The organism is Pseudomonas sp. Pseusp21 (assembly GCF_059492145.1).
This window is the reverse complement of record NZ_CP168520.1, coordinates 2,323,742-2,338,677: the sequence shown is the minus strand read 5'-3', so window position 1 is coordinate 2,338,677 and position 14,936 is coordinate 2,323,742. Positions and strand designations below refer to the sequence as shown.

Sequence of the window (14,936 nt, the reverse complement as noted above, 5' to 3'; positions counted from 1 at the left end):
TGGGAGCGAGCCTGCTCGCGATGGGGCCAGAACAGCCACCAGTGCAGTGGCTGAATAAACCCGGTCAGTCAGTGACGATCCGCGAATGTTTCTGCGTGTCTTTCATGGTGATGTACACCAGCAGGGACACCGCGATGCACGCGGTCACGTACCAGTAGTAACCGGTTTCCATGCCGATGCTCTTGAACCACAGCGCGATGTATTCGGCGGTGCCGCCGAAGATCGACACGGTCAGTGCGTACGGCAGGCCGACGCCCAGGGCGCGGATTTCGGTCGGGAACAGTTCGGCCTTCACCACCGCGTTGATCGAGGTGTAGCCGCTGACGATGATCAGCGCCGCCATGATCAGGAAGAACGCGCCCCACCAGGTCTGGATGGTGTGCAGGGTCATCAGGATCGGCACGGTGAAGATCGTCCCGAGCACGCCGAAGGCGATCAGGATCGGCCGACGACCGATTTTATCGGACAGGCCGCCGATGATCGGTTGCAGGCACATGAACAGGAACAGCGTGGCGGCGGAAATGGTGGTGGAGTCGGAGATGCTCATGCCGACGGTGTTCACCAGGTATTTCTGCATGTAGGTGGTGTAGGTGTAGAACGCCAGCGTCCCGCCCATGGTCAGGCCGACCACGGTCAGCAGTTCCTTCGGATGGCGCAGCAAGGTGCGCATCGCGCTTTCCCTGGACTTTTCCTTCTTGGTGAACGACTCGGTTTCTTCCATGCCACGACGCAGGTACAGCGCGACGATTGCACACAGCGCGCCGATGGCGAACGGAATACGCCAGCCCCACGCGTACAGCTCTTCGGTGGTCAGGAACTGTTGCAGCACGATCAGCACGCCCAGCGCGATGAGCTGGCCGGAAATCAAAGTCACGTACTGGAAGCTGGAGAAGAAGCCGCGACGATCCCTGGTCGCCATCTCCGACAGGTAGGTCGCCGAGGTGCCGTATTCGCCACCGACCGACAGGCCTTGCAGCAGACGGGCGAACACCAGCAGGATCGGCGCGCCGACACCGATGGTTTCATAGCCCGGGCTCAGGGCGATGATCAGCGAGCCGAAGCACATCAGGTAAACCGAGGCCATCAGGGCTTTTTTGCGTCCGACCTTGTCGGCGTACAGGCCCATCAGCCAGCCACCGATCGGGCGCATCAGGAAGCCCACGGCGAAGATCGCGGCGGTGTTGAGCAGTTGGGCGGTGGTGTCGCCTTTGGGGAAGAAGGCTTTGGCGAAGTACAGCGAGAAGGCGGCATAGACGTACCAGTCGTACCACTCGACCATGTTGCCGACGGAACCGCTGAAGATCGACTTGATGCGACTGGCGGTGGTTCGTTCTTTGGCCGGCGCGGCAGCCGACCCAAGGGGCAGGGCGTTGGAGTTATCCATTGAAGGATCCTTCGTTTAATTGTTTTTGTGGAGCGCGTTGGAACGCAGCCTGCGAGGGCTATAGCAGGAGCTGTGCCAACGGGGGGAGGGCCGGTTTAGAGGGGTTGGGGAGATGGGTTGAGCGGGATTTTGCCGATGATCCGGAATGAATGAGCGGATTTCCGCTCATTCAGCGTGATCGTTCCCACGCGGAGCGTGGGAATGCAGCCGGGGACGCTCTGCGTCCCAAAGCGGACGCAGAGCGTCCATTGAGGCATTCCCACGCGGAGCGTGGGAACGATCAATCATCAAACGATCAGTCGGGTACGAACATCTCCCGGGTCAGACCATGCCGCTGCATCTTTTCATTAAACGTGCGACGCGGCAGTTGCAGTTCCTCAAGCACGGCTTTCACATCGCCCTTGTGCCGTGTCAAAGCGGCCCGCAGACACTGCGCCTCAAACGCCTCCTGCTGCGCCGCCAGCGACTGGCCCGGATCAATCCCCTGCACCGGTTCATCCAGCCTCAACACCTGACGTTCGGCCACGTTCGCCAACTCGCGAACATTGCCCGGCCAGTCATGACTGAGCAGGTGACTCAACTGCGCACCACTGAGCGGCGGAAAGGTCCGGCCCAACCGCTGGGCGGCGCTCTGGGCGAAGGATTCGAACAACAACGGAATGTCTTCTCGACGATCACGCAACGGCGGCAATCGCAATTCGGCGACGTTCAGCCGATACGCCAGGTCTTCGCGAAAACGCCCGGCCCGCGCTTCATCCAGCAAATCGGGTTTGGTCGCGGCGACGATCCGCAAATCCACTTGAATGCTCTGGTTTGACCCCAGCCGTTCCAGTTTCTGTTCCTGCAACACCCGCAGCAGTTTCACCTGCTGGGCCAGCGGCATGCTTTCGATTTCATCGAGAAACAGCGTGCCGCCATCGGCGTATTCCAGCTTGCCGATGCGCTTGCCCGAGGCCCCGGTGAACGCGCCGCTCTCATGCCCGAACAACTCGGCCTCGAACAGTTGCTCGGGGATCGCGGCGCAGTTCAGCGCCACAAACGGCTTGTCGGCGCGCGGGCCGAAGTCGTGCAGGCAACGGGCAACCAGTTCCTTGCCGCTGCCGGTCTCGCCACGGATCAGCACGTTGACCGGCAGCGTTGCCAGGTCCAGCACCTGCCGGCGCAAGGTCTGCAAGCCACGGGATACACCGAGCAACGTCGCATCCAGCCTGGCGCGGTTGTCGGCCTGTTCGTGCAGGGCGCGGTTTTCCAGCACCAGCCGACGCTTGTCCAGCGCCCGGCGCAGGCTGCCGAGCAGGGTCTCGGGGCTGAAGGGTTTTTCCAGAAAATCGTAAGCGCCGTCGCGCATCGCTTCGACCGCCATCGGCACATCGCCGTGGCCGGTCAGCAGAATCACCGGCAAATCGGCATCCCGGCGCTGCACCTCGGCCAGCAGCTCAAGACCGCTCAGCCCGGGCATGCGCACGTCGCTGACAATCACCCCGGCAAAATGCGCGGGCAGCGCCGCCAGGCATTCCTCGGCACGGCTGAACAGCTGCACCTCGAACCCGGACAGGCTCAGCCATTGCTCGACGGCATTGCGAATGCTGCTTTCGTCATCGACCACCATCACCGAATTGAGCATCAGATGTGCGCCTCCAGATCGATCGGCAAGGTCAGGCTGAACACCGCGCCATTATCACCATTCTCGGCGCACAGGCGCCCGCCGGATTCATGGACGATGGCAAAGGAAACCGCCAGCCCCAGACCCAACCCGTCACCCACAGGTTTGGTGGTGAAGAACGGATCGAACACCTGACCCAGATGTTCTTCGGCGATGCCGCCGCCGTTGTCGATCACGCTCAGGCGCCACAGTTGCTCGTCGGTTTCCAGACGGATTTCCAGACGCTTGCAGGGCTTGCCCTGCATGGCATCGAGGGCATTGCGCAGCAGGTTGATCAGCACCTGCTCCAGGCGGATCGCATCGCCGCGCACCCATGCCGGACGGGTCAGGTGCAGCACCAGACTGACCTGTTCATCGCGCAGACGCGCATCGAGCAATTGCAGGGCCTGATCGACTACCGTCGCCAAGTCCAGCCGTTCGCGCAAGCCGCTGGGGCTCTTGCGGGCGAAGGTTTTCAGGTGGCCGGTGAGGGCGGCCATGCGCGTGAGCATTTCATCCACCGGTTTGAGCGCCTTGTAGGCGTCATCGACCCGACCGTGATCGAGCAGCAGTCTCAGAGTTGCAAGCTGCATGCGCTGGGCGGTCAACGGCTGATTGATTTCGTGGGCCAGCGCGGCGGACATCTGCCCCAGTGCCGCCAGTTTCGCTGATTGCACCAGACCGTCCTGCGCCGTGCGCAAATCCCGGGTGCGTTCCTCGACCAGTTGCTCAAGCTCTTCGCGGCTGCGCTGGCGCATCTTCGCCAGACGCCAGCGCTGGTTGAGGAACAGCAACAGGAACACCAGCGCCAGCCACACTCCGGCGGCGGCGAGCCCGGCATTGCGCTGGTCTTCAAAGGACAGTTGCGGGCGGCGCAGCAGATGCAGGGTCCAGCCTTCGGCGGTCAGCGGGAGCGATTCCCACAGGTAATCCGCCGTGCCTTGCGGGCCTTCGACGCGGCGCAGATCACTGTTGTTATCGAAGCTGCGCAGCGCCAGATGTGTCAGCGGCACCAGCGACTGTTTGTCGTATTGGCGGGTAGTCTTGATCTCGCGGTAATCGGCCGGGCTCAGCGGGTGCAGCAGGCGATAGCGCCAGCCGGGCTGGTTGGCGATGAAGATGATCCCGCGCGCATCGCTGACCAGCAGGGTGTCGCTGCCCTGGCTCCATTCGCGTTCGAGTTCGGGGAATTCGAGCTTGACCACCATCGCCCCGAGGAACTCGCCGTTGTCGCCGAGCACCGCGCTGGACAGGAAATAACCGGGAATCCCGCTGGTCACGCCGACCGCGTAGAAACGCCCGGTGCCCTGGGTGCGGGTCTGACTGAAATAGGGGCGAAAGCCGTAGTTGTGACCGACGTAACTGCTGGGCAGACGCCAGTTGCTGGCGGCCACCGCGAGGCCGGTGCGGTCGAGCAGTTCAAGGGTCGAGGATTGGGCGGCGCCGTTGATCTTTTCCAGCTTCAGGTTGAGCGCTGCCTGCTGTTCGGCGCTCACGGGACCGGCCAGCGCCGCACGCAGCTGCGGGTCCAGTGCAAGCACGGCGGGCAGGGCGCGATAGCGGTCGATCAGGGTGTGCAGCGAGTTGGCATACAGCGCCAATTGCTGATTGGCCCGAGCCGCGTCTTCTTCAAGCGCCTGACGCTCGGCGTGGCGGATCGCGAGCGTCGCGGCGAGCGCGGCACCGGCGATGATCAGCAGGGTGTACAGCATCAGACGCAATGGGCGGGAAGTCGTGAGCATAGGGGTATCAGGCGCTGGACGGGCGAGCACGATAGCACGCACATGTACTGCTTGAGGTGCCGGGCGTGGCGACACGCGATCATGCAGCCCTGATCAGGTTCTGAGTCCGTCTCAGTTGCGCGATAGTGTGTCCCGTGGCGTCCGCCAGACTGGCCATCGAGTCTCCGGGAGCGCTGCCGAACACCTTATTCAGCGGTCGGTAAGTATGGATCGACTCGCGATTGGCGTTTGCGAAATGGTTCTGAAGCTCGCCGAGCGAGGCATTCAACACATTGACCATTCCGTCGATGTTAGCGTCCGCGTTGGCTTTTTTCTCCGGACTCAGTGGCTCTCCCGCCCCGGCGACTTCATGGAGTATCTCGAAAGTGCCCGCGATCGTGCTTAGAGCGGCACTGATCTCACTGGCAAAAGGTGTTTTGGTAATTTTCATGACAACGCTGGCAACGACAGGCCCCACTTCCTTGCCGCCCCGGAGCCAGCCTTTTCTGTTCATGGCAATCATGCCCTGGACGATGGCTCGGAACTTGTTCAGGACGTAAGAACCGTAGTTCATGGTCTTGTACTCGCCTTTTTTCACGATCCGGACCGAGCTCAGCTTGCTCGACTTGAATTTGACCGAGGCGCTCAGGCCCATCCTTTCCGAGACAAAGTCCAATCCCATGCTTACCGATTTTTTGACGACGAATCCCAGGAAAATGCCCAGCGCTACGCCGACCGGTCCGGCGACACTGCCCAGTACCGCGCCGACAGCACCCAGGCCGATACCCGCCCCATAGCTGAGTGTCTGATTACCGAGATGCGTGGCTGTACGAATGGCGGCAGACTTGCCATGCGCTTGCGCAGACTGGTGGTTGAGAATCTGTTGTTCGGCTTCCTGAGCCCTGCGTGTCGTGAGCTCGAGGATCTTTTTATGTCGGTCGACCGCCCGTGACAACGTCATATTGGCTTGATATTGGGCCTGTTTCGCCGCACTCGCAGCCTTTCTGGTATCGCGTTGTTCAGACGTTTCGATAGCCGGGAAGCTGAGCCAGGTCTGTCCGTCGGCATCGACACGGGCTATGGGGTTGTTACCTACGAACGCATACATATTCAATCCATCCACCGCATAGGCCGGATCGGCGCTGATCCAGCGTCCCAGCCACGGTGCGTAGTAGCGGGCGCCGTAGTAGTACAGGCTGGTGGCATCCATTTCCTTGCCTGAATAACGTACGGTTTTGTAACCGACCTCGATGGCGGAACGCTTGGTATAGAACGCTGTTACTCCGAACGGCCGATAGCCTTCCTCGCTGATCAACTGCGCCTGAGCATCCAGCTCCTTGACCGCCGACCCCAAGTGATCGGCCAAGGTGAATCGCAGCTGATCAGCGCCGATGTTCGCCGGATCTTTCTCCCAGTGCAGGCAGCGTGCGCCGCCTGGGCCGATGTCGAGGATGATGACGTGCAGTTCTTCGCCATTGTCTTTGGTGCGGATTTCCAGTTCCGGCAGATAGCGCACTTCGTGGAAGTGGCTGACTTTTGTAGTGTGGGTCTCGTGGCGTTTGTAGATCCGTTTGCCCAGGCTGTAACCGTAATTTTCTTCGTCGTTGGCGCTGCTGCCGTTGCGGTCGACCAGGGTGACTTTTTCCAGTTCACCGTGAAGGTTCCACTGCATGGGCTGGCCGGGTTGCAGGGCCAGCAGATTGCCGGCCGGGTCGAACAGCTTGGCGAATTCAGGTGGTGGATCACCGGGTTTCCAGCGCACGCCATGGTTGCTGGCGGGATCGATGCTCGTCTCGAAGGTATGGTTGGCACCGTCGCGCACATGGGTGGTCTTGACGAGATTGTCGCCAGGACCGTAATCGTAGGTTTCGATGAAATTGCGCCGGTCGTTGGGATCAGTCGGTTGTGGCCGGCCGGGGTTGTCCTTCGGTGGAGCATCGCTGTAACCGGTGGCGCGGATCAGTCGGTACAGCGAGTCGTAGCTGAATTCACGATGGCCATCGACCAACTGGTTGCGAAAAAACGTCGGGATGTAGGCGTGATCGAGAATGCGGGTGATGTTGCCCACCGCGTCGTATTCGTACTCGTAATCCTGAAGTTTTTCCCCAGACGACTTTTTCGCGTAATGGCGATGCAGGCGGCCATCGGCGGCGCGGTAGTTCCAGCGGCTGATGACGCTATTGCCGGCGTGTTGCTCGGTGATCTGTCCGTCGGCGTTGTATTGAGCACTGTTCAACACGGTGTGCCAGTTGAGCTGGCCGTTGGTCTGGAGCCGGGTGTGTATGAGCTGCCCGGCAACGTCATAAGTCGGTTGCTGCTTGTGGCCAGCGGCGTCGATCGTCTCCAGTACCGTGTTCAGCGGGCTGAAAGTGCGTCGGCTGACAAAGGCTTTGTCATCGTGAAAGGTGCGGGTTTCTCGCAGTGCCGGGCCGGTCAGTGCGTAGCTGTGAAACTTCAGCGAGCCCGACGCGTCTTCCAGCTCGATCATCTGTCCGCGCAGGTTGTGACCGGCATCCTCGGTGGCATCGGCGTAAGTCATCTTTTCTACGCCGGCCATCGCGTTTACATCGCGCCTCACCGCCCGCAATTGATCATCGTATGTTGTACGCCAGTGATTGCCTCGCGCATCCCAGCGCTGCTGTTCCTCCCCGGCAAGCCCTGGCAAGATCACACCAAGACCGGCATCGACGCTGTCGATCTTGAGAGGCTGATCACTCAAGCCGAATACATTCACGAGGTTGGGCACGGACAGCCGCGGGTCCTGCTGTTCGACCAGTCGCCCGGCGATGTCGTGGCGCAGGCGGGTGACGAGCGCTTCCACGGGGACGTCGGCGACCGTGCGCAGATAGGCGACCTGGCGCACGGGCAGGCCTCGTCCGTCATTCACGGTGAGCGAAGGGGTGTTTCGGTGGATTGAGCTATCTGCCGCCATTGTTCCACCAGTGGACTACTTTGTTGCTTGGAGCGCGATGGGATAAATTTATGCTCGCATACTGGCGGTACCGTTTGACGGTAGTGCGGGTTTCGTGAAGGCTGTTCAGTGCCTTTTCCCGATATTTTTTTATATCGGATCGACTGACCGCTCTGCTATCGGTTGCCCCCACTTTGCTGAGACCGATATCAATCAAGTAATCCAGATCGTTCGCATAAAATTGCCCGACGCCCATTTCGTTAAATATGGCCTCGGCGATGTCTGCCGCTTGAACAATCGATTTTTCGAGGTTGTCGAGTAACGAGTCATAGGCATCCAACTCTATCGCGGTCAATTGCTGTTCGGCCTTGGTTGCGTCCTTGGCTACGCGCATGAGTTCGAAAATTTCTGATACCCCAGGCAATATCGCACCGCCTCCGGAGTCTCGAACGATGCTGAACAAAGTCCTGATATTCTCCGACCGTTCTTCCCACGTTCCCGGATTGACTGTGAATCTATCAAGTGGTCCGGGAGACGTTCCGCTGCTTTGATCCCGGATAGAGCCAGGTTCCAGATTCGCATGCCTTGGCAAAATCGGTGCGTTCATCTTGAGTGGGGCCATTATTTTTTCGTAAGCCCCGACGGCGCTGTCAGCCGTGAAGTTTCCCAATGACAGCCCTTGCAGTTCGCCAGGAATTGTACTTTCTTTGAACGCATGACCGGTTACTGCCCAGGCAGAGAAGAAACCAACGGTAGCCCGGCCAGCGAGAGAAATGAAGTTTTTGAGTACCTTCAATCGAAACTTTGCCGGCGAAGTCAGATCGCCAAACTGTTGGTTTACCTCGTCCAGGTTCTGTTGCGCAGTGGATAAATAAGCTACTTGGTCATTGATCATCTGACGTTGCTCTGAGGGTTTTCTTTGGGTGCCACCGTTATCGAAATAAGTGATCGGATTGTTCCCGACAAACGCATACCGGTTCAGCCCGTCGTTATCTCCCGCAGGATCGCTGCTGATCCAGCGACACAACCACGGCGCGTAATACCGTGCTCCATAGTCGTACAGACCGGCGATATTCATTTCCTTGCCCGAGTAGCGGATGAACTTGTAATCCACCTCAATCTGCGAACGTGCCGCCAGCGTAGCCGTAGCACCGTAGGGGGTGTAGGTCTCCTTGCTGATCATCTGCGCTGAATCATCCAGCTCCATCACAGACGAGCTCAATGGGTCTGTCAGGGAGTAGCGCAGCTGATTGTTGGTGATGCCCACCGGCTGTTTGTCCACCCAGTGCAGACACGTAACGTGTCCGACGCCGGTCGCAACGGTGATGAGATGCAGGAGTTCGCCGTTTTCCTTGCTGCGGACCTGCAGGTTCTGCAAGTAGCGAACGTCCACGAAGTGGCTGACTGTGCCGCTGTAGGTTTCCAGCCGTTTGTGCACGCACACGCCCTGGCTGTATCGATATTGCTCGGTGTCTGGCGGTCCGCTGGCGTGTTCGACCAGGGTTACCGATTGCACCTGATTGCGGCTGTTCCACTGGATTGGCTGGCCCCGCTGCAGGGCTTTCAGGTTGCCGGCGGAATCGAACTCGACGTCGAAGTCCGGAATCGGATCGCCTTCTTTCCATCGCACCGCGCGATTGCTGCCAGGGTCGACGAACATCTGGCGATGGTAGGTGTTGCCGTCGCGGACATGGGTCACGCAGGTCAGGTTTCCGCCTTTGTCCACGTCATAGGTCTGGACATAATTGCGCCGGTCATTGGGATCTGTTGGCTGCGGCAGGCCCGGATTGTCCCTGGGCGGCGCATCGTCATGGCCGGTGGCACGGATCAGACGTGACAGGGAGTCATAATCGAACTCGCTAACGCCGTCGACCCGCTGGTTGCGGAAGTAGGTCGGTGTGTAGGTGTGGTCACGAATGACGGTGATGTTGCCAATCCGGTCGTGACGGTACTCGTCATCCTTGAGAGTCTGCCCCGAAGCTTTTTGCGCGTAGTGCCGACATAGCCGTCCGTTGGCATCGTTGTAAATCCAGTGGCTGGTGACGCCGTTTGCGCTTTGTTGCTCGATGACCTTGCCTTCGGCGTTGTATTGCATGTCATTCAATATGGGCTGCCAGGCTTGCCCGCTGATTTGCAGTTGCACTTTGGTGAGCTGTCCGGCCGCATCGTATGTCGATTGTTGCCGGTGACCACCTGCATCGATGCTCTCGAGCAATGCACCGAGCGGGCTGAACAGCAGCCCGCTGGTGAACGTCCGGGCATCCTCGAAGGTGCGGGTTTCGCTCAATAGCTGGCCGGTCAGTGCGTAGCTTCTGAATTCGACCGTGCCGGCCGGATCTTTCTGCTCGATCAAGTTTCCGCGCAGGTTGTATCGGGGATCGGCAGTCGCGGCGGCATAGCTGTTTTTTTCGATATCCGCTGCGCCATTCTCTTCAAGACTGACCAGACGCAGCTGTGGATCATGACTCATGCGTCGATGATTGCCACGGGCGTCCCAGGTCTGCCGGGGTTCCCCGGCCAGTCCCGGCAGCGTGATGTTCACACCGGCATCGACGTTGATCGTGTTCAACGCCTGCCCGTTCAGTGCAAACACGGTCCGGGTATTGGGCGTGGGCAGGCGCGGGTCGCGTTGCGCCACCGCGCGGCCGGCCACGTCATGCTGTTGGCGGGTGACAAGCGCCTGAACGGGGCCGTCCGCGACCTTGCGCAGGTATTCGACCTGTCTGATGACCTCGCCGCGCGGGCCGATGACAGCCACCGACGGTGTGTTCCGGTGCACGCTGGCGTTCATGGCTTGACCTTCTTCGCCGGTTTGGCAGGCTTCGCAGGCTTCGCAGGCTTCGCAGGCTTCGCAGGCTTCGCAGGCTTCGCAGGCTTGGCCGGTGGCGGTTCTTCCGTGTCGTTGAAGTCATAGCTGAGCGTGAACCACGGGTGCAGGATGTCGAACGCCAGATGGCCCAGCGCATTGATCGTCTGGATCGGCCGGCCCAAGGCGTCGTAGAACATCCGGTCGTGGTAACCGTGCTCGCGCATTGAGCTGTCATTGATGTAGCTATGGGTATCGAGGAAATAGGCGCGATAGACGCGGATGGTTTCGCCTTTGTGGTTGTATTCCACCCGCCCGCTGACTCGCCAGCGCGGATCGGCCGGTGCCGTGCGCGGCTGGCCACGGTCCAGCGCAAGGCTCTTTCCGGGCGTGGCCACAAACGCATCGCCCGGCGGGACGAGTTGTTTGCTTTGCAGCGGGCGGCCGAAGCCGTCGATGTAAGCGATGACCATCTGAATCAATTGCAGCAGATCGGTGTGGTAACGGTCGGCAACCAGGCTGAGGCTGTGTACCGGCTGCCGTGGGCCCGTGCGGATGATTCCGAGCAGGGTCTGTTCGCTGGCCGTGCGTTGTTTTCGCTGGTTCAGCCAGCGCAGGGCCGAGGCGCGGATATGTCCATCGGGCAGAATCAGCCCCTTGGCGATCCATTCCTTTCTTTTGCGCGGCAGCGTTCCGGGCGGCAGCACTGGCATCCAGCTGAACAGGTCGGTGCGCACCACGCTAGCAGCGCACTTCAGCACTTCCTCAGGGTTGGCAAGCGCATATTCGACACTCAGATTCTTCTGTTCGGGGTACTCGGCCAGTGGCTTGAAGCCGGCCGGTTTGCCGTCTTCGGTGCCATGAAAACTGTGCACCATGGGCTGGCCACCCGGCTCATAAAGCACTTCCTGGATGTTGCCGTTGGCGTCCGTGATGCTCAGGGGCAGGAGCGTGTGAGGGTCATGAACGATCGTCGTCGTGCAGCCATCCGGGAGGGTAATGGCAATGGTGAAGAGGTGATTGTCGTCCCAGGTGATGTGCGTCTCGCCATGGCTGGCGGTTTGTTGCACAGCGGTGATGTGGTAGAAACCCGTGGCATCGGTGTAAGTGAAGAATCCGCTTTCGGCCGACCACAGGTTTTTCAGTTTGTCCTCTTCCGAATCTTCTGGGAAAAACAGATTCATCGGCTCATAGCCGATCTTGCGCAGCTCATCCCGAATGACAATCGGGGTATCGGCGTAGGCCTCCAGCGCCTTCTTGTCGAACACGGCCTGTTTCGTCGGTCCTGCCAACGGTGGGTAAAGCATCTCGCCGGCGGCCTTCAGATAGGAATGTTGCGACAGCGAGGTCAGTTCGCGTTCGGCTTTCCACTTGGCGCTGTCTTTATGCCGATCGAAATTTTCGAAACTGATGTCCGCTGCGCGCAAACCGTCCGGCAGATCGCCTTTGGGCAGCTTCATCGCATTACCGCGCTGGCGGCTGGGCAAGCCGAGCAGCCAGTGGCCGTCAGTGATCAGGTTGATGTATTCGGCAAGTGTCTCTGTCAGATAAAAAAATTCCTGTTGCTCATCATGGCTGTCCATCCAGGCGAGCTGTTGATCCTCCTGCTCGAAGGGCGGAGGGTCATTTTTCGTGCGGCGGCGTGCACAGGCCACTGTGAAACCGTGAGTCAGTCGACCGTACTTGTCCCATGCCATGTTGACCACGTGCTGGCAGGTCGGGTCGTTCATGACGCGTTCGTATTGATGGCTGCGGGTTTCCTGCTCGAGCACCTGCAGGCAGGCCGGTTTGCCCACGATTTGCCGAACCCGGTAGCGACACTCGGTCAGGGAAAACAATCGGACGGGCGGGGAGTCATCAGCCTGGGACACTTCGCTGCGCAGCAGTTGTCCGCTGAGGGCACGAGCGATTTCATTTTCTTCGACGGGGTAGGGCTTGCGAATTACGTCAGTGCCTTTTACCGCGTTTAAACGCGAATACACGGTGGCACCCAAGGGGGTGGCCTCTGTATCCAGCTCACAGATGTTCCTGAGTATCGGGTTGATGCATTGGCCGGTATGAAACCAGTGCGTCACGCGCGTCGGCGCCGTATGGCCACTTTCGGCCTTGCCCGGTTCGAGTTCGCTGTCGATCTGACAGACCCGGCCGAAGCCGCGAAACTCGCGTTCGATACCGTCGTAGTAACCCTCGAAGTATTCAAAAAACTGGCTCAGTAGATTGCCGGTGATTTCATCCAGTTGTTGCAGGCACTGGAGCACCATCTGCGGAAACGGCAGCCGACACACCGGTTTTCTGCATGCCTCCAGCTCCGACTGTTTTTCATCCAGCCAGAATTGCGCACTGCTGCGGTGTTTGAGCGTGGCGCTGTAGCCCATGTTGTTGTTGCAGCCGGTAAGCAGGTACGGCCGTTCGCTGGTGAAGTGATACACAAAGTGCTGCGGTTTCATGTGCGGCACGGTCAACAGCAGGCTGGCGCAGCCAATGCCTTGCAGGTCGGCGAAAGTCACCTGGCAGTGGTTGTCGTAGCGCACGCCTCGGGGCCATGGAACGCACACTGACGTCGAAGCCAGACCATTGCCGCCATGGTTGAACCAGATTTCGAAGTGGTCCGAGCACAGGTAAATGAGGGCCGGGGCACCGGAACCGTCCAGATCGGCGATGCGAACCCGGTCAGCATTGAACTCGCCATAGTCGAACTTCAGGTCGCTCAGCTTGAACCCCTCTGCAAACCGACCATGACCCAGGCTGATCCAGCAACGGATTTCATCATGGCGGATCCGGCACAGCTCCATGCCGCTGGCGCCCATCCCGCTGAACGACACCAATTCGTTACGGGCGTCGCTGAACAGCGGCAATCTGTCCGGGGTATGGGGAATATTCTGGCCGCATGCAAAGCCTTTTTCCCGCAGGTTGGCATAAACCCGTACGCTGTTCGGGCCGATCAGTGCGAGGTCGTCCAGACCGGCGCCGCTCAAGTCGCCCATCTGTGCCAGTTGATGGAAAAACTCCACGGGGAACTGGCTGAACGGTTTGAACAACGACCAGGTGCCGTCCGGACCAAGCGTGTAATACCCGCTGCCGCCGGGCTGGGCGACGACCCAGTCCAGACGGCCATCACCCGTGAGGTCGGTGAGGATCTGCACCAGCGGTTTGTTGCTGTCGGCGTTCGGAATCAGCGGCAGCAGGGTCCAGGGGCCGTAGACGATTTCGTCCGTGCCGGGAGTGCCACGCAGGGGTTCGCGGTAGTACCAGGCGTTGTCGTATTGGCAGAGAAAACCGGGCAGGCCTTCGCCGTAAAGATCGACGCAATGGTAAGGCTGACCGTCATTGAGGCCTGGCATGTGGTCGAGTGCCAGAAAGGCCTGGGGGAACGTGTTGAGTTCGAATGGCTTGTAGCAGTACTCGATTGGAGGGGAGTGTTTGACGCGGCCCTCAGCGTCGTAACTCATGTAATGTGCCGCTGTCAGGTGGTTGTATAGATGCGATGTCGGTTTATGTTCCAGCAATAGACGATTGACCAGCACCCGCTTGGAGCCAATGTTGTTGAACAACAGAGTTTGCTTGCACAGGCGCCGGGTGCCGACTGGAAAACCGTAGCGATGCATGCGAAACGGATCACTGCGCAGCGACCATTTTTTTCCGTCTGGTTCGTCAAACGGTGGTACGTCATCCAGTCCGACGGGACGTTCGCCATAGTCAATGATCAGGTGGAAAAACCAATCCAGAATCTCTGGTTTTTCATGTTTGAGGCACAACAGTTCGTCACTGGCGGTCTTGTTGCCATAACAGACCTGACACAGGTAACGCTGGGCCGAATAGTCGAATCGCGGATCAGGGTCTGTATCGTCAGTCTTGTACTTGTAAAAGATGTGCTCACCCAGGGCATTCATGATTTCCACCAGTAACCACACGGCAATGTGGGTCGGGGCGTCAGGATCGTGAATGCACGAATCCAGAGTGTTGCCGTAGCAGTGCTGTGAGCCGTCGGCGTGCAGGACTATCCAGAAGGCGTGGCCGTCGTCACCGGTCCAGAGCTCGTAGCGGGCGAAGGTACTTTCCAGACGAGGGATATAGCGCACCACCGAAAACTTTCTGGCCTGCCGGCCTTTGCCGCGTGTACGGCGGGTCGACTTGATCTTGCCGCGCGTCGTCCGTTCGGGCTGCAGGTCGGTGCCGTCAGCATGCATGACGTCGCCGTCCGTATATTCAGGTACGCCCTTGCTGGTCTTGTGCGAGATGACTGCATTCGGCAGATCCCAGCCAAGTCCGTACGTGCTGTTGCCCCCATTGCCGTCATAAACCAGTTGCAACTCGGGAACCAGCGTGCGGCCGGGGGCAGACAGTGATGGCAGCGGCAAGGTGTGAGAGCGCTGCCCGGTCTCACCCATCTCACTCCAACTGCGCCCATTCGTTGCAATGGACGCTGTCTTGGCGATGGACGGAGGAGTGACGAGCGCATCTGCATCAAGGGC

General features: G+C 59.7%; 6 protein-coding genes. All 6 read right to left on the bottom strand.

Features of this window, described 5'->3' with window-relative positions; all coding sequences use genetic code 11:
• Positions 1 to 64: 64 nt before the first annotated feature.
• Positions 65 to 1,384 (bottom strand): MFS transporter, encoded by a 1,320-nt coding sequence (locus ACEN93_RS10515; RefSeq protein WP_039765927.1) that lies wholly within the window; start codon positions 1,382 to 1,384, stop codon positions 65 to 67.
• Positions 1,385 to 1,679: 295 nt separating this feature from the next.
• Positions 1,680 to 3,008: a sigma-54-dependent transcriptional regulator gene (locus tag ACEN93_RS10510; RefSeq protein ID WP_495611381.1), complete on the bottom strand. Its 1,329-nt coding sequence runs from the start codon at positions 3,006 to 3,008 to the stop codon at positions 1,680 to 1,682.
• On the bottom strand, positions 3,008 to 4,768 hold the full coding sequence (locus tag ACEN93_RS10505) for a sensor histidine kinase (protein ID WP_495611380.1): 1,761 nt from the start codon (positions 4,766 to 4,768) through the stop codon (positions 3,008 to 3,010). The genes ACEN93_RS10510 and ACEN93_RS10505 overlap by 1 nt, the downstream gene beginning before the upstream one ends.
• Positions 4,769 to 4,847: 79 nt before the next feature.
• Entirely contained in the window at positions 4,848 to 7,610 is a 2,763-nt protein-coding gene (locus ACEN93_RS10500; protein WP_495611379.1) for an RHS repeat domain-containing protein, read from the bottom strand.
• A 55-nt stretch (positions 7,611 to 7,665) separates the two neighbouring features.
• Positions 7,666 to 10,449 carry an RHS repeat-associated core domain-containing protein gene (locus tag ACEN93_RS10495; protein WP_495611378.1) on the bottom strand — a complete coding sequence of 928 codons (2,784 nt, stop codon included), beginning with the start codon at positions 10,447 to 10,449 and terminating at the stop codon, positions 7,666 to 7,668.
• Positions 10,446 to 14,852, bottom strand: a complete 4,407-nt coding sequence (locus tag ACEN93_RS10490; protein ID WP_495611377.1) for a SpvB/TcaC N-terminal domain-containing protein — start codon at positions 14,850 to 14,852, stop codon at positions 10,446 to 10,448. Before ACEN93_RS10490 ends, ACEN93_RS10495 begins: the two co-directional genes overlap by 4 nt.
• Positions 14,853 to 14,936: the final 84 nt, after the last annotated feature.

What these genes read in the sequence shown, in the direction of transcription:
- ACEN93_RS10515 (WP_039765927.1), bottom strand. Translation starts at nt 1,384, where the DNA reads ATGGATAACTCCAACGCCCTGCCCCTTGGGTCGGCTGCCGCGCCGGCC.
- ACEN93_RS10510 (WP_495611381.1), bottom strand. Translation starts at nt 3,008, where the DNA reads ATGCTCAATTCGGTGATGGTGGTCGATGACGAAAGCAGCATTCGCAAT.
- ACEN93_RS10505 (WP_495611380.1), bottom strand. Translation starts at nt 4,768, where the DNA reads ATGCTCACGACTTCCCGCCCATTGCGTCTGATGCTGTACACCCTGCTG.
- ACEN93_RS10495 (WP_495611378.1), bottom strand. Translation starts at nt 10,449, where the DNA reads ATGAACGCCAGCGTGCACCGGAACACACCGTCGGTGGCTGTCATCGGC.
- ACEN93_RS10490 (WP_495611377.1), bottom strand. Translation starts at nt 14,852, where the DNA reads ATGGGTGAGACCGGGCAGCGCTCTCACACCTTGCCGCTGCCATCACTG.